General features: G+C 40.1%; 21 protein-coding genes and 3 tRNA genes. All 24 read right to left on the reverse strand.

Annotated elements, in window-relative coordinates:
• Positions 1-121: 121 nt before the first annotated feature.
• A tRNA-Gly gene (locus LI149_RS08155) sits at positions 122-192 on the reverse strand.
• A gap of 7 nt (positions 193-199) precedes the next feature.
• Positions 200-274: transfer RNA gene (locus LI149_RS08160), tRNA-Pro, on the reverse strand.
• Between the two features lie 169 nt (positions 275-443).
• Complete coding sequence (locus tag LI149_RS08165) at positions 444-923, reverse strand: metallophosphoesterase (RefSeq protein WP_005331976.1); 480 nt, start codon at positions 921-923, stop codon at positions 444-446.
• Positions 924-996: 73 nt separating this feature from the next.
• Positions 997-1,620, reverse strand: coding sequence for an RdgB/HAM1 family non-canonical purine NTP pyrophosphatase (gene rdgB / locus LI149_RS08170; protein WP_005331974.1), 624 nt, complete (start codon positions 1,618-1,620; stop codon positions 997-999).
• Positions 1,621-1,643: 23 nt separating this feature from the next.
• Complete coding sequence (locus LI149_RS08175) at positions 1,644-2,798, reverse strand: class I SAM-dependent RNA methyltransferase (RefSeq protein WP_117494474.1); 1,155 nt, start codon at positions 2,796-2,798, stop codon at positions 1,644-1,646.
• Positions 2,799-3,056: 258 nt separating this feature from the next.
• The gene (locus tag LI149_RS08180; protein ID WP_227143191.1) at positions 3,057-3,260 is read right to left on the reverse strand and encodes a hypothetical protein; all 204 of its coding nucleotides are present in this window, start codon (positions 3,258-3,260) and stop codon (positions 3,057-3,059) included.
• A 387-nt stretch (positions 3,261-3,647) separates the two neighbouring features.
• Positions 3,648-4,166, reverse strand: a complete 519-nt coding sequence (locus LI149_RS08185; protein WP_227143192.1) for a DUF1700 domain-containing protein — start codon at positions 4,164-4,166, stop codon at positions 3,648-3,650.
• 385 nt (positions 4,167-4,551) lie between these two features.
• Entirely contained in the window at positions 4,552-6,663 is a 2,112-nt protein-coding gene (locus tag LI149_RS08190) for a glutamine synthetase III (protein ID WP_173786285.1), read from the reverse strand.
• A gap of 208 nt (positions 6,664-6,871) precedes the next feature.
• Positions 6,872-7,738, reverse strand: a complete 867-nt coding sequence (gene fba, locus LI149_RS08195; protein ID WP_117494471.1) for a class II fructose-1,6-bisphosphate aldolase — start codon at positions 7,736-7,738, stop codon at positions 6,872-6,874.
• Positions 7,739-8,030: 292 nt separating this feature from the next.
• Positions 8,031-8,102, reverse strand: a tRNA-Glu gene (locus tag LI149_RS08200).
• Between the two features lie 246 nt (positions 8,103-8,348).
• On the reverse strand, positions 8,349-9,722 hold the full coding sequence (locus tag LI149_RS08205) for a sodium-dependent transporter (RefSeq protein WP_040015378.1): 1,374 nt from the start codon (positions 9,720-9,722) through the stop codon (positions 8,349-8,351).
• Positions 9,723-9,726: 4 nt separating this feature from the next.
• Positions 9,727-10,677, reverse strand: coding sequence for a diacylglycerol kinase family protein (locus LI149_RS08210; RefSeq protein ID WP_173786286.1), 951 nt, complete (start codon positions 10,675-10,677; stop codon positions 9,727-9,729).
• Between the two features lie 94 nt (positions 10,678-10,771).
• A complete protein-coding gene (locus tag LI149_RS08215; protein WP_005338598.1) occupies positions 10,772-11,035 on the reverse strand; it encodes an HPr family phosphocarrier protein in 264 nt (87 codons plus the stop codon).
• 16 nt (positions 11,036-11,051) lie between these two features.
• Entirely contained in the window at positions 11,052-11,930 is an 879-nt protein-coding gene (whiA, locus tag LI149_RS08220) for a DNA-binding protein WhiA (RefSeq protein WP_173790246.1), read from the reverse strand.
• A 9-nt stretch (positions 11,931-11,939) separates the two neighbouring features.
• Complete coding sequence (gene rapZ / locus LI149_RS08225) at positions 11,940-12,821, reverse strand: RNase adapter RapZ (protein WP_021840238.1); 882 nt, start codon at positions 12,819-12,821, stop codon at positions 11,940-11,942.
• A gap of 1 nt (position 12,822) precedes the next feature.
• Complete coding sequence (gene murB, locus LI149_RS08230) at positions 12,823-13,734, reverse strand: UDP-N-acetylmuramate dehydrogenase (protein WP_173786288.1); 912 nt, start codon at positions 13,732-13,734, stop codon at positions 12,823-12,825.
• Positions 13,735-13,812: 78 nt separating this feature from the next.
• Positions 13,813-14,838, reverse strand: a complete 1,026-nt coding sequence (locus tag LI149_RS08235; RefSeq protein ID WP_173786293.1) for a LacI family DNA-binding transcriptional regulator — start codon at positions 14,836-14,838, stop codon at positions 13,813-13,815.
• Positions 14,839-14,900: 62 nt separating this feature from the next.
• Positions 14,901-16,004, reverse strand: coding sequence for a M20 family metallopeptidase (locus LI149_RS08240; protein ID WP_227143193.1), 1,104 nt, complete (start codon positions 16,002-16,004; stop codon positions 14,901-14,903).
• 61 nt (positions 16,005-16,065) lie between these two features.
• Entirely contained in the window at positions 16,066-16,809 is a 744-nt protein-coding gene (locus LI149_RS08245) for a glutamine amidotransferase (protein ID WP_173786164.1), read from the reverse strand.
• A 19-nt stretch (positions 16,810-16,828) separates the two neighbouring features.
• Positions 16,829-18,100: a M20 family metallopeptidase gene (locus LI149_RS08250; protein WP_168933003.1), complete on the reverse strand. Its 1,272-nt coding sequence runs from the start codon at positions 18,098-18,100 to the stop codon at positions 16,829-16,831.
• On the reverse strand, positions 18,100-19,047 hold the full coding sequence (locus LI149_RS08255) for an ABC transporter permease (RefSeq protein ID WP_227143194.1): 948 nt from the start codon (positions 19,045-19,047) through the stop codon (positions 18,100-18,102). The genes LI149_RS08250 and LI149_RS08255 overlap by 1 nt, the downstream gene beginning before the upstream one ends.
• A complete protein-coding gene (locus LI149_RS08260; RefSeq protein ID WP_105309743.1) occupies positions 19,044-20,093 on the reverse strand; it encodes an ABC transporter permease in 1,050 nt (349 codons plus the stop codon). The genes LI149_RS08255 and LI149_RS08260 overlap by 4 nt, the downstream gene beginning before the upstream one ends.
• Positions 20,086-21,618 carry an ABC transporter ATP-binding protein gene (locus LI149_RS08265; RefSeq protein WP_168933005.1) on the reverse strand — a complete coding sequence of 511 codons (1,533 nt, stop codon included), beginning with the start codon at positions 21,616-21,618 and terminating at the stop codon, positions 20,086-20,088. Before LI149_RS08265 ends, LI149_RS08260 begins: the two co-directional genes overlap by 8 nt.
• 67 nt (positions 21,619-21,685) lie before the next feature.
• Positions 21,686-22,747, reverse strand: coding sequence for a BMP family ABC transporter substrate-binding protein (locus LI149_RS08270; protein WP_227143195.1), 1,062 nt, complete (start codon positions 22,745-22,747; stop codon positions 21,686-21,688).
• Positions 22,748-22,936 lie beyond the last annotated feature (189 nt).

The raw sequence follows: 22,936 nt of genomic DNA on the forward strand, positions 1-22,936 counted from the left end.
CGAACCCACGTATCCAGCTTGGAAGGCTGGTGTTCTACCATTGAACTACACCCGCGTATTAATTGTTTTCTTCGATTCATTCTTTACCAGAACCGCTCTCAAAGCTTTCAGGCTTTAAGAAAGCGGGTGATGGGAATCGAACCCACGTATCCAGCTTGGAAGGCTGGTGTTCTACCATTGAACTACACCCGCATATCAATCGGGGTGACAGGATTCGAACCTGCGACCTCCTGGTCCCAAACCAGGCGCTCTAGCCAAGCTGAGCCACACCCCGTTTTTTGTTTCCGTGTCGTTATCTCCGTGACACAAATAGTATTATACATAAGCCCCCTCTATATGTCAACAACTTTTTTAAACTTTTTTCAAAAAAATTCTTCAAAGTATCTTCCATACTTCGGAAAGCCCGTAAAATCGGGCTTTCCAGACTTATTGAGTTCATATCTTTACACAGTTTTAAGCTCTACTTCAGGCTGTTTTCCTTTTTCTAATTTCATCACCATGTAGGTAGCTTGTCGTCCCTGCTGCCTCGGATAAGTCAGGCTGCCCGGATTCAGCGTCACAAGATCAGCGTCTATTGTAAGTGCCGGCACATGTGTGTGCCCATACATCACAATATCCGCACCTCTGCGGCGCGCTTCTTCCTGCAAATGCGCCTCTCCCATGCTGACATAATATGCATGTCCATGCGTAATAAAGATATGATGTCCTTCCAGTTCAAATTCTTCCTCCCTCGGAAGTCTTGAAAAGAAATCATTGTTTCCACCCACAATATGCGTTGGACACTCAAAAATAGCTTCTATGTAATCTGCATCATCTTCCACATCACCAAGATGGATCAGCATATCCGCATCCGGATTACACTCACAAACATTTTCAATATTCTTTCTGGAACCATGTGTATCACTTACTATCACAATTTTCATATTTCTTTTGTCTTCCTGTCTTTTCTTTTACTGTATTCTTCTAGCTGCCTTTTCTTTCGTCTGGTTATATCTTCTATTTGCTTTCCAGCTTTTCTTCCAATACTTTGCGCATTTTGCGAAGTCCTTCTCCACGATGGCTCAGTTCATTTTTCTTCTCCGGTTCAAGTTCCGCACTGCTGCAGCCAAACTGCGGCAGATAAAAGATCGGATCATATCCGAATCCATTTTCCCCTGTGATCTCATAACCAATACGACCTTCCATCGTTCCTCGTACAACTTCCGTACTTCCGTCTGGAAGCGCCGCCGCTATCGCACATACAAATCTTGCCGTACGCTTCTCATCCGGCACTCCCTCAAGCCGGTCTATCAACGCCTGGTTCTTAATATCATAAGACGTATCTTCGCCCATATAGCGTGCCGAATAGATTCCCGGTTCTTTATTCAGCGCATCGATTTCCAGCCCGGAATCATCTGCCAGAACAACTGCATTTTTATACTCTGGCATCTTCCGTGCAATATCCGCGATCGTCGTCGCCTTAATTAACGCATTTTCTTCAAATGTCTGTCCATCCTCTACTACATCCGCCTGGATTCCGGCTTCTTTCTGGGACAAGATCTTGCAGCCAAGATCTGCTAGAATCATACGGATCTCTATCATTTTATTTTTGTTACCTGTCGCAAATATAATTGTGTCCATCTTCAATTCTCCTCTGGCTTTTCCTACTTTTCCCTCGGCTTTTTTGGCGGTTTCGGTCCAAGGAACTGATAGAAATAGGTCTTCAACATTCCATTATAAATCTTACGATTCTTATCCGCCTTGCGTCCAAAATATCGTTCAGCTTCTTCATAAGAAGTTATCATATAGGCAGACCAGCTGTCCAAATGCTTAAAGCTCTCACCAAATGCTCTGTAAAGAGCCGGAAGATCCTTTTTATCCTCCAATCGTTCACCATACGGTGGATTGGTAATCACAAAACCATATTTTTTCGGGTGATGCAGATCTTTAACGTCTCTTTCCTGAAAATGTATCAGATGATCCACTCCCGCCTCTCTGGCATTGCGTCTTGCGATCTTAATTACAGAACTGTCCAGATCGTATCCCTGAATGTCCACCTCTACATCATCCTGAATCAAATCATTTGCCTCATCAATCGTGTCATACCAGACCTTTTTCGGTATAATATTCATCCAAGATTCAGCTGTAAAAGAACGATTCATTCCTGGAGCAATATTGGCTGCCATCATAGCCGCTTCAATCGGAAATGTTCCACTTCCACAAAATGGATCTACCAGGATCCGGTCTTTATTCCAAGGTGTCAGCATAATAAGTGATGCCGCCAACGTTTCTGTAATCGGCGCTTTTCCAGACACTTCTCGATATCCACGTTTATGTAAAGATACTCCTGAAGTATCAATTCCAATTGTCACAATGTCTTTCATTAAAAATACACGTACCGGGTAAGATGCTCCATCCTCCGGGAACCATTCGATGCCATAATACTCCTGAAGTCTGCGTACCATCGCTTTTTTCATAATAGACTGAATATCTGACGGACTGAACAGCTTACTTTTTATCGAAGCAGCTTTCGCAACCCAGAATTTTCCGTTTCTCGGAATATATTCTTCCCAGCGAAGGCTCTTCGTTGCCTCAAACAGCTCTTCAAAGCTTGTTGCTTTAAAGCTCCCCACCTTAATGAGAATACGCTCTGCCGTACGTAGGAACACATTTGCACGACATATAGCCTCCTCATCTCCGATAAATGTGACTCTTCCGTCTTCCACTTCCGAAATCTCATATCCAAGGTCTATAATTTCACGTTTTAGCACTGCTTCCAGTCCAAAATGGCACGGAGCAATCAATTCCATTCTTCTCATATATCTCTCCAAATCATCATTTGCATTAAAAAAGTTTTTCTTTCATATTACTTTTATTACCGGGCACTGTCAATCATTTCCGTAAGTCAGACTCAACAAAAAATATTAAAAAAATATTTTCAAATATCTCAGGCAGTTTCTCGATCATTATCACTTCATATGCCCGGCAACACAGACAGGGACATGCCTTATGGCATGCCCCCGGTCGCCAGCAAAATTCACAGTATACCTGCAAACCACGCTGATCATCAGCTCTGATTAGTATCTGTCACTCTCATCATGACAGTTGCGGTCAGATGCGTTAGATGCATTCTTGTTTGAAGAATTCTTTGCATTCTTGTTTGAAGTCTTGTTAGATGCGTTTTTATCCCCCATACTTGAATTTGTTTTGTTCTTGTTTGTTGAGTTGTAACTATCCTCGCCGTAACTGTTTTTGTTTGATGAACTGTAATTCTTAGCCATATTAATTCCTCCTAATCTTTTTTGCTGCAAAATTAGTATGTCCCGGCATCCGAATTTTATGTGATGTAAAATAGTTTTATTTTTATATTTTTGCATCTTAATCTCAACTTAAGGTTTTTTTAAGATTTTTCATTTTTATCTTGCTTTTTAGAAATTCCTATATTATACTTGAATTCGTAGGAAGCACAACTTTCTACAACCCCTTATTAATTATTTATACTCCCCTCAAAAGACTGATAGCTCCCCTATCAGTCTTTTATTTTGCCCTATTTTTCCAAACAAAAACAGATATTCTGGCAGGCTTGATTTTAACCCCGTCGGAATATCTGTTTCTTATTTCATATATTTTCTATATATAAATCATATTTATATAGCTGCCTGTCTCGCTTACCATCGCCGGCCGCTTCCGCCAATCAGTCTGATAATCAGCATAATGATCACAAGCGGAATTAATATCGGTGCCAGAAGGCTTATAATTCCTCCTACAATTGAAACTACAAGCACGATGATTCCAATAATTCCAAGCACTAACAGAAGCTTCTTCCACCATGTATCAAAGCCAAATGCATGTACATGTGTCTGGTATTCCTGATTCTGGCTTGCGTAATCTTCTTTCGTATAATCTCCACCATCACCATAGACTGGATCGTTATATCCGCTGCCCGAAGATGTATAGGCGCTGCCATCTTTGCTCATTCCGCGCTTTGCTTCCTCTGCATCAATCACTGTCTGTGCAATCACCCACGGATCACCAAGCTCCGCCGTCACCTCTTCCTCAGTTTTGCCTTTACTTACTTCATCACTAATATATCCATCATAATAATTCACATTTTCCTGCACAGTCTCACGATCTAGATCATTACCAAGAGCCTTTCTAAGCCCCTCCAGGAATTCATTTTTTGTCATATCTTCCATCTCCTTCCTTAATCTCTTATATCTAATATTAACACTTAATCTTTTCTATTATGTATCACGAGCGAGCCAGACACCTTCACACTTTATTATTTAAAGATCCACAATGCATCTCTACTCCATACAACATTACTCTTCAAGTTTCTATCATTTGAGTAATTCAAGAATGCCTCGGCATTCTTGCTGCGAGGTGCGCGTCATCTCCCAGCTGATATAATAATCCATAATCAGGTACTCAAATGCCATAGAAAAAGACCTTGAGCCTAGAATAGCACAAAGATGTGTCCATTCCAAGTCCAAGGTCCTTATAAAATCCTTAATTCTTTCTAAAGTTTCCGCAGTCTACAATCTCCTGTACTCTGCTATCGGAACATTTATCTTATACTTCAAACATCAGATCTCCGTAGGAAGGCATTGGCCATGCTTCTTTATCTACGATCATCTCAAGTTTGTCAACTGGTGAACGAAGCGCAGCCATAGCCTGCACAACTGTGAAGTGATAGTATCTGGCCTGCTCTTCTCCTTCTTCCATCTCTGCAGCTTTCTCTGTAACTTCTGTTAAAGCTTTCAGAGCGCTCTTGCTCTCTACAAGAAGAGCCGAAATCTCTGTCAGAAGCTCAGACTGTACGGAAACGTCTGCACCTGCTGCCTTTACAGCATTGATTGTATCTGCAAGTTCTTTTGTATATTTGATAACTGCAGGAATGATCTGTTTTGTAGCCATATCGATCATTGTGCGAGCTTCAATATTGATTGCCTTTGAGTAGTTCTCGTATTTGATCTCGGCACGAGACTCAAGCTCTGCCTTTGTAAATACCTTATATTTCTCAAAGAGGTTAATTGCTTTATCTGTTGTCAGTGCCGGAATAGCTTCTACCATAGACTTGATGTTCGGAAGTCCACGTCTCTCAGCCTCTGCAACCCACTCGTCAGAGTATCCATTTCCACCGAATACGATTCTCTGATGCTCTGTCGCATATTTCTTGATCAGATCATGTACTGCAAGATCAAAGTCATCTGCTTTCTCCAGTACATCACATGCCTCTGCAAATGCATCTGCTACGATTGTGTTAAGTACAACGTTCGGTCCAGCAATAGAATCACGAGATCCTACCATACGGAACTCAAATTTATTACCTGTAAACGCAAATGGTGATGTTCTATTACGGTCTGTAGCATCTTTTGTAAAATCCGGAAGTGTATCTACACCTGTCTTAAGGATTCCCTCTGCAAGACTATGTGTAGCTTCTCCTGTGCTGATCAGCTGATTCAGGACATCCTCAAGCTGCTCTCCAAGGAATACAGATACAATTGCCGGTGGAGCCTCATTTGCTCCAAGTCTGTGGTCATTTCCCGGATCAGCTGCAGACTCACGAAGAAGATCTGCGTGCTCATCAACAGCTTTCAAAATACATGTAAGTACAAGTAAGAACTGGATATTCTCATGAGGTGTATCACCTGGATCCAGAAGATTCTTTCCATCATCCGTTGTCAGTGACCAGTTGTCATGTTTACCAGATCCATTAACTCCTGCAAATGGTTTCTCGTGAAGCAGACACTTCATACCATGCTGACATGCAACTCTCTTTAACGTCTGCATTACAAGGTGGTTGTGATCCAAAGCCACATTTGCCTCAGCATAGATTGGTGCAAGCTCATGCTGTGCCGGTGCAACCTCATTATGCTGTGTCTTTGATGAAACTCCGACTTTCCAAAGCTGTTCATTTACATCTTTCATAAATCCAGCAATTCTCTGGCGGATTGTTCCAAAATAATGATCATCCAGCTCCTGACCTTTTGGAGGCATTGCTCCGAAAAGTGTACGTCCTGTATAGATCAAATCTTTTCTCTGCATGAACTTTTCAGCATCTACTAAGAAATATTCCTGCTCAGGTCCAACAGATGGTACGACTTTCTTGGATGTAGTATTTCCAAAGAGGCGAAGCAGTCTCAATGACTGTTCATTGATTACCTGCATAGAACGAAGAAGTGGAGTTTTCTGATCCAGTGCCTCTCCTTTATATGAACAGAAAGCAGTCGGGATACAAAGTGTAGCACCTGCCGCATCATGTCTTACAAATGCCGGTGATGTACAATCCCATGCTGTATATCCACGTGCCTCAAATGTTGCCCGAAGTCCTCCGGATGGGAACGATGATGCATCCGGCTCTCCTTTGATCAGTTCTTTTCCTGAAAAGCTCATAAGAACCTTTCCGCTCGGAAGCGGTGCGGAAATGAATGAATCATGCTTCTCTGCAGTTACACCTGTCAGCGGCTGGAACCAATGCGTATAGTGTGTAGCTCCTTTCTCAATTGCCCACTCCTTCATCTCATGTGCAATGACATCTGCTGTGGCAAGATCCAATTCTTTTCCTTCTTCGATCGTCTTCTTTAAATCTTTGTACACTTTCTTCGGAAGGCGCTCCTGCATAACAGTATCGTTGAATACGTCTTCTCCGAAAATCTCTGCTACATTAATCAGCTCGCTCATATCCTGCTTTCCTCTCTTTCACTTATTTTAAATTGTAATCATTCAATACCATATTCTTTCTTATACTCGCCGTTTGTCAAATACTAAACAATTACTATTTTTATATATACAGAAAAGGCACTCCAATTCAACATTGGAACGCCTTTGTTCTGTCTATGTCAGTTAGTATAACCCAATCGTCTGAAAAAGGCAAGTATAAATTAAATCTTTATTCAGCCTTACCAACTGAGCCAAATAATTCCATCTTTTCTTTGACAGTTTCAATAATTGCATCTGCACCTGGTTTGAGAAGTTTACGTGGATCGTATCCTTTTCCTTCCAGATCCTTTCCTGCCTCAATGTATTTACGTGTAGCTTCTGCAAATGAAAGCTGGCACTCTGTATTTACATTGATCTTAGCAACACCGAGACTGATTGCCTTTTTAATCATATCATCCGGAATACCTGTACCACCGTGAAGAACGAGCGGGAGTTTTCCAGTTAACTGCTGAACTGCATCAAGAGTCTCAAAGCTGAGTCCCTGCCAGTTTGCAGGATATTTTCCATGAATATTACCGATTCCTGCTGCCAGCATTGTAACACCGAGATCAGCGATCATCTTGCATTCCTTAGGATCTGCGCACTCGCCCATTCCGACTACGCCATCCTCTTCTCCACCGATAGAACCAACCTCTGCTTCAAGAGAAATTCCTTTCTCATTGCAGACTTTCACAAGTTCACGCGTCTTCTCAATGTTCTCCTCGATCGGATAGTGTGATCCGTCGAACATAATAGAGGAGAATCCTGCCTCTATACACTTATAACATCCTTCGTATGTACCATGGTCAAGATGTAATGCTACCGGAACTGTGATATTCAGTTCTTCGATCATGGCCTGTACCATAGCGGAAACTGTCTTGAATCCTGTCATCCATTTTCCTGCACCCTCAGATACACCAAGGATAATTGGAGATTTTGCCTCTTCTGCTGCAAGAAGCGCACTTCTTGTCCACTCCAGATTGTTGATGTTAAACTGCCCTACTGCATAGTGGCCTTCTACTGCTTTTTCAAGCATTTCTTTTGCTGATACTAACATATTAAATTCCTCCATTTAAATTGTTACCTTTGCTTTCCTCATTATAGACCATAACATTCTAAATGACAAGTATCTGGAGACATGTGATTTTGTCAAAAAATTCGGCCAATCCGGAGGTATTTTCGTCATATTTTTAACAATTAAGTTCTATGCCTTTTGATACTTCAAATAAGTCATTTCCGTTTTCTGGACTAATACTTTTGTAAAATATCCTTTCCAGGTGAATACTCCTCAGACTTCGTTTCATCACGGATACAACAAAAAGATCCACAGAACAATCTGTGGATCTTAGTGACTCCGAGGGGAATCGAACCCCTGATTCCAGCGTGAGAGGCTAGCGTCTTGACCGCTTGACCACGGAGCCATATCAGTTTTTTATGTTTTTTCTGTACCCTCGCGTTCGGTACTTGCTTAGTATAGCAAAGGTTTTCCAAGAATGCAAGCACTTTTTTCAATTTTTTTAAACTTTTTTATTTTTTCATCAAATTCCGACATTTTGTAGGGGCGCATCTGACATTCCGATGCACCTCTGCAAGTCTACACTCCGTTTCGGTCGGCGCAAAACCATTGTTTGTACGACATCGTAATCTAAAACTACGTTTTTTATGTCCTATCCTGCGATCAAGCCCCAATAACCCTGCACAAATATAAACAGCACGATCAGCGGCAGGATAAATGTCAGGTAAAACCGGATGGCTTTATGTGTCGGGAATTTCACTCCGGATCCGGTATTTGCTTCTTTTATGAAATTATCCCATCCCCAGCCATATCTTGTCATACAGAACAAAAGATATACCAGTGATCCAATCGGCAGAAGGTTATTACTTACAAGGAAATCCTCGATATCCATAATACTCTTTCCACCTATAGAGAATCCTGCCCAGTCTGTCATTCCAAGAACACAAGGCACCGCAAGAAGAATCAGCAGAACTCCATTAATAAGAACAGATTTCTTCAAAGAAATCCCCCACATATCTCTTGCGAATTGGATAATATTCTGGAACACTGCGATGATCGTGGAAAATGCTGCAAACGACATGAACAGGAAGAACAGAGCTCCCCAGATTCTTCCGCCAGCCATCTCACGGAATACATTTGGCAGTGTCACAAATACAAGTCCTGGTCCCTGACCCGGGTTTACATCAAATGCAAAACAGGATGGAAATATAATCAGACCTGCAACAAGCGCTACAACCGTATCCAGAACGGTGATGCTGATTGCCTCTCCAGTCAATCTTCTCTCTTTTCCAATATAACTTCCAAAGATTGCCAGTGCACCAATTCCGACACTTAAAGTAAAGAATGATTGCCCCATTGCCGCAAACACCGCTTCTTTAAATCCATTTTCGGCCATCTTACCAAAATCCGGAAGCAGATAGAACTTCAATCCATCTACCGCACCATCCAGTGTCGTTGCACGAACGACCAATATTAACATAATTACAAACAAACTGGACATCATGAATTTTGTCATTTTCTCGACACCATTTTGAAGTCCCATAGAACACACTATAAGCCCCAGCACGGAAATCAAAATCATCCAGAACAGCATTTCATTTCTGTTAGAAGTCAGTTCTCCAAAAATCGCCTCCACCTGCTTTGTGTCAGCTCCTACGAAATCTCCTTTTACCATCTTTACGAAATATGCAAGCATCCAGCCGCCGATTGTCGTATAGAACATCATCAGCAGATAATTACCCGCAATTCCGAAATAGCGGTAAATGTGCCATTTACTTCCTTTTGGTTCCAGTTCATTAAAAGACTTTGCAATACTCTTCTGGCTTCCACGGCCAACCGCGAACTCCATAACAATGATCGGAAGTCCTAAAATCAAAAGAAAGAACAGATACAGAAGCACAAATGCTCCTCCTCCGTACACTCCTGTGATATACGGGAATCTCCATACATTTCCCAGACCAATTGCACAGCCTGCGGACATTAATATAAATCCCAGTCTTGATGAAAATTTTTCTCTAGTCTCCACTTATTTAATCTCTTTCTATTTTATTTTTCTGCTCGCTCAGCTCCAGTACATGATTCTCCGGAACCATAATCTCCATTGCCTTCTGAACATTCTCGATTTCCACATAATCCTGTTCTCCGCCGAACTCTCCATCCAGTGTCCACGGAATCTCTTCAACAGAATCAAAGGTAATTTTTTTTGTCTTAAATGTGTACATATGCTTTGTATCCACCTGCTCGATCAGGAGTGCTGCAATAATCTCCTGCAAAGCAATCGGATTCTTCGGTGTCTTGATCAGTGTCACTTCAAACAGTCCGTCGTCAAATACTATATTTTTCCCGACCATATTAGAAAAGCCGCCAACGGAACGAGAATTCGTCACCATACCGAAGATAAATTCGTCCTCGATAACTTCCCCGTCATGCTCCACCTTAATTTTATAGGAAGGAATGTTAAAGATTCTCTTTGCGCCTTCCAATATATACGCCATATGACCAAGTACATTTTTCACTGCCTGATCTGTCTCGTAAGACACATCTGTAAAAATTCCAAATGCTGCAATATAAACAAATACGCTGTCATTGAACTTTCCAATGTCGCACGGAAATGGAACTCCCTTCACCGCATTGTCTGCTGCCGCAAGGGGTTTTCTCGGAATGTGCAGACTCTTGGCAAAATCATTCGTCGTTCCTGCCGGAATATATCCTACCGGAACAACATCTTTTCCCATCTCACGGCGCTTCATCATTCCAGTCGCAACCTCGTCAATCGTTCCATCTCCACCGCTACACGCAATCAGATTATATTTGCCAACTTCGTATTCCTTGATTTGATAATAAGCGTCCCTGTATGCCTGTGTCGGATGCACTGTCACTTCATATCCCGCTTTCACAAAGATATCAAGAACATCTGACAATCTTGGCTTTAGCATCTCTTTTCCTGCACGTGGATTATATACAAATAGAAGCTTTTTCATCTGACATTTCCTCCATGGTTTTACAATATATTCCAAAAAGAGGGCATGTGAGATGCCCTCTTTCGATTCCTCAATTATCTATGTATGTTATTGATTACTGTGCAAGCAGAAATGATTCCACTCCACTTACAGCCTGCTCCTCGTCGTCTCCCTCAGCAATGAGAGTAAGGTTGGTTCCTTTTCCCGGCTGGTGTGACTGTAATGCCATCATCCCCATAATACTTTTGGCATTAATCTTCATGTTGTCCATCTCAATGTACACCGTACTGTCATACTGACTTGCCTCCTGCACAAGATGTGCGATTGGTCTGGACTCCATGTCCAGGTCTGACTGAAGTGTAACAGGTTTCTTAATCATATAAATCCTCCTTAAACTAACCTCTTAACTTATCTGCCATCTCGCTAATCTTTCTCAGCCGGTGATTCACCCCTGATTTTCCAACCGGGTCTGCCATAAGACTCCCCAGCTCTTTCAGAGTTGCATCCGGATTCTCAAGCCGTGTAAGGGCAACGTCTCTTAATCCTTCCGGCAAATAATCCAAGCCAACTGTATCTCTGACATACACAATATCTTCCATCTGTCTTACGGCCGCCGATACGGTCTTGTTGATATTCGCTGTCTCACAATTAACTTTTCGATTCACTGAGTTACGCATCTCCTTCAGAATGCGGACATTCTCAAGTTCCATAAGGGCGATGTGCGCTTCCATAATGTTCAGGACATCCACAATCTGGGATCCTTCTTTCAAGTATACGACAAATGTCTTCTTACGCGTTACGATCTTAGCATCCAGGTCAAAGCTATTGATCATATCTCTCACATACTCTGCCTGTGCAAGTTCCCCACACACAATCTCAAAATGATAAGACTTGCTCGGATCACTCATCGATCCTGCTGCAATGAATGCCCCCCTGATATAAGCACGCTTACAGCATACAGCCTGCACAAGTGCATTCTTTACCGCCAACAGTTCCTCCCCTGCCCAACGCATAAAATAACTTGTGCTTCCATTCGTCATATTCTTTCGGACTACGATGTCAGCTTCTATATTAAATGTTTTTGACATTAATGTAAAGCACTTTCTCGCTACCAGATAATTTTCTGACCGGAATCTAATCGTACATATACCATTTTTATCTTCTTCAAATTCCCCGCACATATGTAAAATCGCAGTCAGTTCTGCCAAATTACAATGCCGTGCTTTCGCGACATGCTCTGCGAGTTCTTCTTTTATTTTCCCCGAAAACGACATGATACTCACCTATTTTGCCTTCGTGATCGCATCTTTTCCGATATCACGGTGCTCAATGCGAACTCCATAGCTGTCTGTTTTTTTCAGCGCCTCATACAATTCATTTGCCAGTGTAACGGAACGATGCTTTCCTCCCGTACATCCAATTCCGATCACAAGCTGTGTCTTTCCCTCGGAAATGTAATTCGGTATGAGAAATTCTACCATATCCGTAAGCTTTGTCAAGAACTGTTTTGCTGTGTCGTTATTCATCACATAGTCTCTGACCGGCTGATCATTTCCACTCATAGGACGTAACTCTTCTATATAATATGGATTAGGCAGAAAACGTACATCAAACACCAGATCTGCATCATTCGGAATTCCATACTTAAAGCCAAATGACAACACCGTAATGTAAAGGTTCTTATATTCCTTGTTCTGGACAAATATCTTGTTCAGCTCTGCTTTCAGTTCTCTTGTAAGCATATGACTGGTATCTACAAGATAATCCGCTTTTTTCTTCAGGAATCCAAGAAGTTCTCGTTCTCTCTTCAGGCCATCTTCCACACGTCCGTCACTACCCGCCAGCGGATGAAAACGTCTCGTCTCTTTATATCTCTTTACAAGTACATCATCGCTGGATTCCAGATAAAGAATCTCATACTGGCAGCCGCCTTCATCCAGAACTTTCAGTACATTCGCAAGCTCCCGAAAGCTCTGTCCGCTCCGGATATCTACTCCAAGAGCTGCTTTATTCATCTCCGTACCCGGCACCGCCAGAAGTTCTGCAAATTTCGGAATCAATGGGACCGGCAAATTATCCACACAAAAATATCCCATATCTTCCAGCATCTTAAGTGCCGTACTTTTTCCGGCGCCGGACATTCCAGTCACAATTACAAGTCTCATCTTATTCGTCCCCTAATCTCTTCACTTCCGGTTCCAGATCCACGCCGGAATTCTCCTTCACGCGAATCTGTACCTGTCTCATCAGTTCCATAATATCTGCTGCCGTCGCATGATCCCGGTTAATCACAAAACCACAGTGCTTTTCGGACACCTGTGCTCCTCCGACCTGAAATCCCCGAAGTCCGGCATCCTCAATCAGTTTTCCTGCAAAATATCCTTCCGGACGCTTAAACGTACTTCCGGCACTTGGATATTCCAACGGCTGTTTCGTCACACGCTTCTCCTTCAGCTCATCCATATAAGTTTTGATCTTCTCTCCGTCTCCGCGCTCAAGCTTCAACACCGCCCCAAGCACAATATAACCTTTCTTCGCAATCACACTAGTGCGGTATCCAAGCTCCAGTTCATTACGGCCCAGTTCTATAATCTTACCTTCACCTGTAAGCACTGTCACAGATTCCAGTACATCCTTCATCTCTCCGCCGTAGGCTCCTGCATTCATCACACAGGCACCTCCGATTGTCCCCGGAATTCCGGAAGCAAATTCAAAACCTGAAAGCTCTGCCCCCAGCGCTTTAGCCGCGATTCCTGAAAGCAATGCTCCAGCCTGTGCCTTTACAAGATCACCTTCTACCTTCACTTCATTCATTTCCTTATAAATCTGAACAATCACACCGCGGTATCCTGCATCAGACACAAGAAGATTACTTCCATTTCCTATAATATAATACGGCATTCCTGCTTCTTTACAGATACGGATCACATCTCTTACTTCTTCCTTCGCCTTTGGTGTCACGAAGAAATCTGCCGGTCCGCCCACACGAAATGTAGTGTGACGGCTCATCAGCTCATCGATCAAAATGCTATCCTTTGCTATCACATTGTTCAATTTATCATAAAAGTTCTGATTCATAAAAATCTGCTCCTATACTGAAAGTTATTCTAAGCACCGCATAGAATATTCTTATCATACAATAAAAAAGCAGGGAATTCAACGCCTGACATTCTTTACACTTTCACGGATTATAATTTTTGGTTGAAATGTAATACATTTTTTTATATGATTCGTACTTTCCACTTCATTTAATAATAGCTTCATTCCCTCTACTCCCATTTCATAAACCGGCTGCCGTATTGTCGTCAAAGGAGTATCTAATATTTCCGAAAAGAAGATATCATCATATCCAACAACCGAAATATCATCTGGAACACTCAATCCATATTCTTTCAGTCCATTGTATACCCCATATGCAGACATGTCATTGAATGCAAAAATAGAATCTATTTCCAAGCCATGATTATAAAAATACTCTACTGCATTCTTTCCACTTTCTCTATCATAATTTCCTTCAAAAACCAACCGTTCATCATATGGTATCCCATATTCTTTCAGTGCTTTACAATATCCAAGCAAACGTTCCTTTGAATCCTCAAGTTCAGCCGGGCCAGTAACACACCCTATCTTTCTATGTCCTTGTTCCAGCAAATAATGCGTTGCTATATAGCCACCTTGCCTGTGATTAACAATTACAGAACTACATACCGATGCTTCTACATATCGATCTATCATTACAAATGAGATTTTTAATTTTTCAAGCAATTCTATGCTTTCTTGGGCTCTTTTTTTGTCACTATCCCGTGCCATGCAAAAAATAATTCCATCAACACCCTTATCAGCAAGAACCTGTATATATGATAAATCTCTCTCATGCTTATCATTCGTATTACATAAAATCAAATTCCATCCTTGCTTCCTGCAGGTATCTTCCACTCCTTTTGCCAAAGTTGAGAAAAAGACATTACTAACATCCGATATAATTAACCCTATCGTTTGTGTTCTTTTCTTCACTAATCCAACCGCAACCTGATTTGGATGATAATTCAATTCTTCAGCAGCATCTAAAATAGCATTTCTGGTGCTTTGCGGAATTCTATTCGCCTTATTATTCAAAACCAATGATACTGTCGTCACCGAAAATCCTGTAAAATTAGCAATGTCTTTTATTGTTGTTCTCAAACCGATACTACCCTTTCTCACTACTTTTTTTCTTAATTTTATACCATATTGCATTCGAGTGGTTAAAATATTTTTCTTAAACACGAAATATATTCCATATATTTTTTTAATTCAACGTATTCATTCGGTTTATGTGCCACATCCGGCTCCCCAGGACCATATAATAATACCGGCATCTCTGGTGTATCTCGAATAAGAATGGATGCATCTGTAAAAAAATTAATTCCAATAAATGAATTGTTATTCATTTTTTTAACCCATTCATTATCTTCCGAAATTTCAATTGGGAACCTGTCATTTTTCAACTCTATTTCTACTTTTAGAATATTCTCGGTCTCATTTTCATATTTTTGACATTCTTCCTCTGCTATTACAATAATCTGTTCTGTACTCATTCCGGGTACCGTCCTGATATCCATCAGAAACGTTGCCTTATCAGGCGTCATATTAGGAACTATTCCGCCTTGAAGCATCGTGATTTGTGCTGTTGCTTTCCCAAGCAGGTTATGCTCATGTTTACAAATTCTTCTTTTAATTTCTCGACATATTAAAAAGCCATATTCCACAGCATTAATTCCTTGTTCTGGATAAGCCCCATGGCTAGTTTTCCCATGGACATGCAATTGCAGCCATATACACCCTTTTTGAGCCATTCCCAATTTTAGTCCTGTCGGTTCACCTATCAGCATTAATTGGGCATTTTTTTGCATTCCAGTTTCAAGCAAATATCTCGCACCCACTCCATTTTTTTCTTCATCGCAAGTCCCATAAAAAACAATCGTTTTTTCTGGCACATAATTTTCTTCTTTCATTTTGCACAGAGTCCATATCATACCTGCCAGACCACTTTTCATATCACTGGCACCTCTTGCAAAAATTTTTCCCTCCTTTTCTATTGGAGTTCTTGGATTTGTGTCCCATAATTGTTCATCACCATAAGGAACTGTATCCATATGTCCATTCCAAATAATGATTTCTGATGATTTTCCCTGTAATTTTGCAACTACATTTGCGTGTTTTTCATCAATGAATTGTATTTGTGCATCAATCCCACTTTCCACCATAAATTGTTGTATATATACAGCGATATCCTTTTCTGAATTTTCACCATTTACACTAGGAATACTTAACAAATTCATTAAAAATTCTTTTTCTGTCATTTTCATTATTTTTATCCTCCATTATAAAGCAAACGCCTGCAGCCTCAAAAGCCACAGACGTTATCCTCTATTCCGTAAGCCAGTCTACAATTCCAGCCCAGACATTATTATAATCTTCCCACTCACAAAACTCCGGCGGTGCCCAATGTGGAGCACAATCTGTTGTAAAAACGGCGCTCCGTCCTTTTCCATATTCTCCAAATGCAATAAACGGATCTCCTTCTATTGTCGCAACCACATCTGCCTCTGGTTTTGCAACGGTTTTGTTATAACCAAGAACTTCCGGCCAGTCACTTCCAACACCTTGCAGCGCTTTATGTTCCTTTATTGTCACCGGTTTTACTCCCTCACAATGCTCCATACGATCATCAACCGTCAATATTTCTACCGGAAGAACATCCTGCACTGCTGTATCATGCCATTTACCTTTCGCATCAACTCCAGAAAATGTCAGATATCCTCCAATCATAAGTAATGATCCGCCATCCAACACATAATCCCGGATAATCTTCGTTCGATTAGGCATTTTTACACTTTTGCTGAATGTAACCGCCGGAAGCAACAGCGTATTTGCTCCAATATCCGACAAAATTATGCAATCATATTCTTTTAACTCTTCTAATGAAAATGGAAATTTTTCTCCTGCAAGATGGTTCGGAAGAAATGTCACATCATAACCATTCGCTTCCAAGGCCTCGACGAGTAGTGTCTCTCCTGTCTCATATACTCCTGTAAAAAAACTGTCAAATCCTTTTGTATGAGTTGTATTACTCATCCATGATTCACCTGCTAATAATACTTTTTTACTCATAATTTTACCTTCCTTGTATTTATTTATTTTTTCCCCATGCAAGTATTAATTCTGCATATATCAAAATCGATTCTAAATACGCATCCATATCCAAATATTCGTTTACGGAATGACATTGTTCCAAATTTCCCGGTCCAAATTGAATGGTCGGACATTTTGCAACATTTTTCCATATTCTGGAATCACACCCAGATGGTGAACCGACAATATTAGGAGTTCTGCCTTTCGCTTGCTTATATCCTTCTGCAAATGCCTCAACAAATGGATGAGTTCTTTCCATTTCAAAGGCTCCACCTGCCTGATAAACACTAATTTCTGGCTTATGGTCCTTCAACCATTTATCGCCATTCGCAATGCCTTCAATAGTATCTGTAAATTCTGATACTACTTTTTCATAACTCATAATTTCTGGCAAATAGTGAACACAAACCTTAAATTCGCATTCTCCTGCAACAGTAGAACCAGCTGTACCACCTTCTATTACTCCTACATTAAGGCTTGGAGCCGGAAGTAATGGATGTTTATATTCCATTAACCAACCATGTTCCAGTTCTTCTAATCCACGAATAAGTTTGATTGCTTTTTCGATTGCACTTACTCCAAGCCATTTGGCACCAGAATGATTTGCTTTACCTTCAATTTTTACATCGAAAAATACAAATCCCATGTGAGCAACAATCAATTCGTCGCTTGTACCTTCACATACGACAACTCCATCTGCTTTCTTTCCATTCATAGCAGCAAGCATCGAGCCATTGCCTCCGCCTTCTTCATCGCACACAGATGTAATTATCACATCTCCCGGAAGTTCTATTCCAGCATCTTTCAATAGTTTTATTGCCAGAACTGAAGCCATCAATCCGCCCTTCATATCTGCTGTTCCTAAGCCATACATTCTATTATCTCTAATATCCGGGCAATGTGGTTTTGTTATCCATTTACTCAAATCTCCCGGAGGCATTGTATCCATATGGCCATTAAACATTATGCTTTTTCCACCTTTTCCAGCAAATGTAGCATATACATTATAGCGATGATCATAATTATGACCCAGATTCCCTTCATTATAAAGCTGCAGACATTTTTTTATGGTCTCTTCTTCCAAAGCATCTTTTTCAATTTTATCTGCACCCATTTTTTCAAGCAACTTAATCAGATATTCCTGACCTTTTTCTTCTCTTCCACCATCAATTCCATGTCCCAAGTCCTGCGTGTCTATCGAAACTAGCTCTGACAAATATTTTATATATTCTTCTTTGTGCTCATTCAACACATTTTTTAGTTTTTTCATTAGACCGCCTCCTGTTTTACAACATTTAGAGAACTCTTCTTTCTATCTGTTGCTACTTTCTTTGAAATCATAGATATTGACAATACTACAATTGTAACTACATATGGCATTAACAGGACAAACTGTGAAGGCAATCCATATGCCTGCAGTCTGGCTCCAACAGAATCTGCCACACCAAACACAAGACAACCAACTGCTGTAAGAGCTGGATTTGCATGTCCAAAGTACATTGCTGCTACACCCATAAAACCTCTGTTACTTGTCATATTTTCTGTAAACATAGTACTATATCCCAGTGACAAATGAGCTCCGGCCAGGCCTCCTACCAAACCTGAAATAAGAATCGCCTGATATTTCATGGAAATAACATTTATTCCAGCTGTTTGCGCTGCCATAGGGAACTGTCCCACTGCTCTTAATCTCAATCCCCAACGGGTACGATATAATAAAAATGTCAAAATCAAGATTAAAACAATCATAAACCATTCCGTCACGGCCCAACCATTAAAAATATCTTTTAATATAGGAATATTTTTTATAAATGGAATATCCACTCGTGGAATTGCCTTCACATCTGGATCAGTAAATGTACCACTTGTATCAAAGATGACATTCAACATAAATTTAGTAATAGCAAGAGCAAATAAATTTATTCCCATACCAATGGCACAAATATCTGCTTTATATTTAATATGTCCCACTGCCATAATTCCAGATATCACAAATCCTGCCATCATGGCTGCTAAAATTCCCATAAGCCAGCTTCCAGAGAAATAACTGACTGCAACCGCTGCAAATGCTCCCGTCAGCATAATTCCTTCTGTACCGATGTTTAAAATATCAGCCTGTTGTGTAATCGCTGCACACAGCGCAGCATAAATAATTGGTGTAGCCGATCTGATCGATGCATATATCAAAGAGACACTAAAAATCTGTTCTAATTTCATGCATTTGCCTCCTGTTCTTTAACTGCTTTCTTCTTTTTCCGCTTTATCTTTATCTGAGACAACAATTCCATAGTTGCAATAATGATAAATACTGCTGTAATTGTATCAATAATAGATTTTGGCACACCGGTATTTTGTTGCATTCCCATAGCACCAGATTTTAATACTGCAAGGAAAAATGCCATAAATGGACCAAATACAATGTCATTTTTAACGATCAATGATGCCAGCATTCCATTTGTTCCCAAATTATATGCAAAATTATTTAAGAAATATCCATATGATCCAAGGACTTCTATGCAACCGGCAATTCCTCCAATTGCTCCACTTGCCATCATTGTTCCCACGAACACTTTTCTCGGATTAATTCCTACATATTCTGCGTGTTTTGGATTTAATCCAACGGTTCGGATCTTGTACCCGATATTAGTTTTATTCAACACAATTACTACTATAACAATTACGAAGATAGCAATAAACAAACCTACATTTGCGTTACTTGGTTTTAAAAATTTAGGTAATGTTACCTGTACAGGTGGGGTTTGTGCATTCGCTCCTCCAGCACTCATTGGTCCATTCACTAAATAAGAAGTAATATATAATGCGACTGTATTCATCAAAATAGTAGTACACACTTCATTTACATTGTATAAAGCCTTCAGTATCCCCGGAATAAAAGCCCAAGCAGCTCCTACAACAATTGCGCCTGCGAAACAAGCTATCAACAACAATGGCTTTGGCAAAAAAGTCCAATTAATTCCGATATATGCCGCTACAATTCCTCCAAGAAACACTTCACCTTCTACTCCAACGTTAAAAGCTCCCGCTTTTGCCGCCAAGGCAAATGCAACTGTAGTCAAAAGCAAAGGAGTTAAACTTGCCAAAGTTGTGCCAAATGCTCTTTTCCCCACAAATGCTCCTTTTATCAAAGCCGCATATGCTTCGATAGGATTTTGTCCAATTACAAGAATAATAATTGCTCCTACTCCCAGTGCAAGTAACATTGTAAGTAATATTTTTTTAACACTCTCTACTGCACTATTCATGACACTTCTCCTTTCTGCGTTTTCCTCCCATCATCAAGAGTCCTACTTTCTCTTCATCAGCTTCGTCCACTTGAAGATTTCCTGTAATTTCACCCTCATGCATTACGATTATTCTATCTGATAATGAAAATATTTCCTCCAAATCTGCTGATACAAGCAACACTCCGAGTCCTTTTTCTTTTACATCCATCAATATCGTTCGTATTGACTCTATCGCCCCGATATCTACGCCTCGAGTCGGTTGAGATGCAATTAATACTTTTCCGCCGATAGATACTTCTCGTGCAACAACAATCTTCTGAGCATTTCCACCCGACATTCCTTGAGTCAACGTTTGTGGATTTCGCGGACGAATATCAAATTTATCTATTAATTCATTTGTGTATTCCAACATCTTTGTATTATTCAACATAATTCCATTTGAAAAAGGAGCATCTGAAATCTGGGCTGCAACAATATTTTCTTCTATTGTCATACTTCTATTTAACCCTCTGACATTTCTATCCTCAGGTATATGTGACAATCCTGCTTTTCTTATTTTTTTCACAGATTCATTAGTTATATTTTTTCCGTCTAAAAGTATGCTTCCTTTTTCTACTTTACGCAATCCACAGATTGCCTCAATCAACTCACTTTGTCCATTGCCATCTATTCCGGCAATTCCGACAATTTCTCCCGACTTAACCTCTAGCGAAACGCCTCTGATTTTAGACATTTCTTTTTCTCCAGAAGTCCATAGATTATCAATTTTCAGCACAGTATCTCCGATATGGGCCTGCTTTTTTTCAATATTCAAGAAAACTTCTCTACCCACCATCATCTTTGCCAGTTCTGCTTGATTCGTATCTTTTTTATCGACCGTGCCCATATATTCACCTTGTCTCATAACACTGATACGATCCGATATTTGCATTATTTCATTAAGCTTATGAGAAATAAATACAATTGATTTACCATCATTTTTCAAATTTTGAAGTATCTCAAACAATCGCTGAGTCTCTTGCGGAGTAAGTACTGCTGTTGGTTCATCTAAAATTATAATATTAGCTCCTCTTGTAAGAGTTTTTATGATTTCAACCCTTTGTGCTTCTCCTACTGATATCTGATTGATCTTTTTATTTAATTGTACATCCATTCCATAGTGATCAATGTATTTTTGAATATTTTTTCGTGCACTGTCAAAATCAATTGTCAGACCCTTTCTCGGTTCAAAACCTAAAATAACATTTTCCAATACAGTCAGTTCATCTACCAGCATGAACTCCTGATGTACCATACCGATTCCTTTTTCTATAGCAATTTTAGGTGATAAATTTTCTACCTTCTCTCCTCCAATGATAATTTCTCCATCATCAATACCATACATTCCGTAAAGCATTTTCATCATTGTTGATTTTCCTGCACCATTTTCACCGATCAATGAATGGATTTCGCCTTTTTTCAAATTAAATTCGCCTTTTTTTACAGCTTGTACTTCACCGAAAGTTTTTCGGATTTTTTTCATTTCCACGATATAATCATTCATTTTGTCACTTCCTCTTTGGAAAAAGGGGCCTTGGTCTGTACAAGCCCCCTTATTTCAATTTCAGATTCTATTTGTTTTCGCCAAATCCTTCATAATTATCAACTTTAATTTCGCCTGATTTGATTTTATCGGCAAGTTCATTGATTTTATCAACAATATCCTGTGGGAATTTATCACCCAATGATTCTTTCATAACACTGAAATCTGTTAATGATACGCCATCACCTGCAACATCCATGTATTTAACAGTTCCACCTTTAAATGTATCATCAGTAATAGATTTAATAACTTCATAGGATGCAGTATCTACTCTTTTTACCATAGATGTAAGTACATGTCCCGGCTGATCATTATCCTGATTCAAATCAACACCAATTGCATATTCATCTGCTTCTTTCGCAGCTTCAAGAACTCCTGTACCTGTTCCAGATGCAACATTCATAACAATATCTGCACCCTGCTCATACTGTGCAAGTGTTAATTCTTTTCCTTTTAAAGGATCTGACCAGGAACCTGCAAATGACTGAAGAATTTTTACATCTGGGTCAACATATTTTGCGCCCTGTTCATATCCTGTATAGAAATCATGCAATACTGGGACGTCCATACCTCCGACCCAGCCGATTGTATGATCTGCATTTACACCTTCAATATCTGTTTTCTGAGTGAACATTGCTGCTGCCGCTCCTGCTAAGAATGATCCTTCGTTCTGTGCAAAACTAATGGATTCTACATTATCGGCATCTACAGTAGTATCAATAATCGCAAATTTTACATCCGGATAATCTGCTGCATATTTCTTCAAATATTCTTCAAAGTTGGAGTTAGAACATAATACTAAATCATATCCACCTTCTGCTGCTGCAAGGAAATTAGCTTCCCACTCATCTGCTGTAGTTCCTTCAAGTGTCTTTACTTTTACACCCAATTCTTTTTCTGCTTTTTTTGCACCTTCATTGCATGAATCATTGTAAGATTTATCTCCAAGATTACCTGCATATACAACTGCAACTTTTTTCTGACCAGAAGCACTCTCATCTGATTTCTTCTCAGCACCCTTACTTCCACAAGCAGACATGCTTACACACATTGCCATAACCAGTAATACACTTACGATTCTTTTCTTCATTGTCCATTTTCCTCCTCTTTTCTTGAATTTCCTTTTGGTAAAACGTTTTATCAATTAATGTATTTTTATCTTACCAGCCAATTTTGCACGCGTCAATCGTCACATTTCACAATATTTCATTTTTTATTTTTTGCACTATGCAACATTATACATATTAATTTTCTGACATTTTGTGCTCAATTCACAAGA

It is taken from the genome of Dorea sp. 210702-DFI.3.17, from assembly GCF_020560825.1.
Classification (GTDB): Bacteria; Bacillota; Clostridia; order Lachnospirales; family Lachnospiraceae; genus Dorea; species Dorea formicigenerans.

Bases quoted from the DNA above. Each gene is read 5' to 3' on its own strand.
- fba (WP_117494471.1), bottom strand. From the start codon at position 7,738: ATGTTAGTATCAGCAAAAGAAATGCTTGAAAAAGCAGTAGAAGGCCAC.
- murB (WP_173786288.1), bottom strand. From the start codon at position 13,734: ATGAATCAGAACTTTTATGATAAATTGAACAATGTGATAGCAAAGGAT.
- LI149_RS08260 (WP_105309743.1), bottom strand. From the start codon at position 20,093: ATGAATAGTGCAGTAGAGAGTGTTAAAAAAATATTACTTACAATGTTA.
- LI149_RS08190 (WP_173786285.1), bottom strand. From the start codon at position 6,663: ATGAGCGAGCTGATTAATGTAGCAGAGATTTTCGGAGAAGACGTATTC.
- rdgB (WP_005331974.1), bottom strand. From the start codon at position 1,620: ATGGACACAATTATATTTGCGACAGGTAACAAAAATAAAATGATAGAG.
- LI149_RS08250 (WP_168933003.1), bottom strand. From the start codon at position 18,100: ATGAAAAAACTAAAAAATGTGTTGAATGAGCACAAAGAAGAATATATA.
- LI149_RS08210 (WP_173786286.1), bottom strand. From the start codon at position 10,677: ATGAAAAAGCTTCTATTTGTATATAATCCACGTGCAGGAAAAGAGATG.
- LI149_RS08175 (WP_117494474.1), bottom strand. From the start codon at position 2,798: ATGAGAAGAATGGAATTGATTGCTCCGTGCCATTTTGGACTGGAAGCA.
- LI149_RS08245 (WP_173786164.1), bottom strand. From the start codon at position 16,809: ATGAGTAAAAAAGTATTATTAGCAGGTGAATCATGGATGAGTAATACA.
- LI149_RS08185 (WP_227143192.1), bottom strand. From the start codon at position 4,166: ATGACAAAAAATGAATTCCTGGAGGGGCTTAGAAAGGCTCTTGGTAAT.
- LI149_RS08165 (WP_005331976.1), bottom strand. From the start codon at position 923: ATGAAAATTGTGATAGTAAGTGATACACATGGTTCCAGAAAGAATATT.
- LI149_RS08265 (WP_168933005.1), bottom strand. From the start codon at position 21,618: ATGAATGATTATATCGTGGAAATGAAAAAAATCCGAAAAACTTTCGGT.
- LI149_RS08255 (WP_227143194.1), bottom strand. From the start codon at position 19,047: ATGAAATTAGAACAGATTTTTAGTGTCTCTTTGATATATGCATCGATC.
- whiA (WP_173790246.1), bottom strand. From the start codon at position 11,930: ATGTCGTTTTCGGGGAAAATAAAAGAAGAACTCGCAGAGCATGTCGCG.
- LI149_RS08215 (WP_005338598.1), bottom strand. From the start codon at position 11,035: ATGATTAAGAAACCTGTTACACTTCAGTCAGACCTGGACATGGAGTCC.
- LI149_RS08270 (WP_227143195.1), bottom strand. From the start codon at position 22,747: ATGAAGAAAAGAATCGTAAGTGTATTACTGGTTATGGCAATGTGTGTA.
- LI149_RS08240 (WP_227143193.1), bottom strand. From the start codon at position 16,004: ATGAAAATGACAGAAAAAGAATTTTTAATGAATTTGTTAAGTATTCCT.
- rapZ (WP_021840238.1), bottom strand. From the start codon at position 12,821: ATGAGACTTGTAATTGTGACTGGAATGTCCGGCGCCGGAAAAAGTACG.
- LI149_RS08180 (WP_227143191.1), bottom strand. From the start codon at position 3,260: ATGGCTAAGAATTACAGTTCATCAAACAAAAACAGTTACGGCGAGGAT.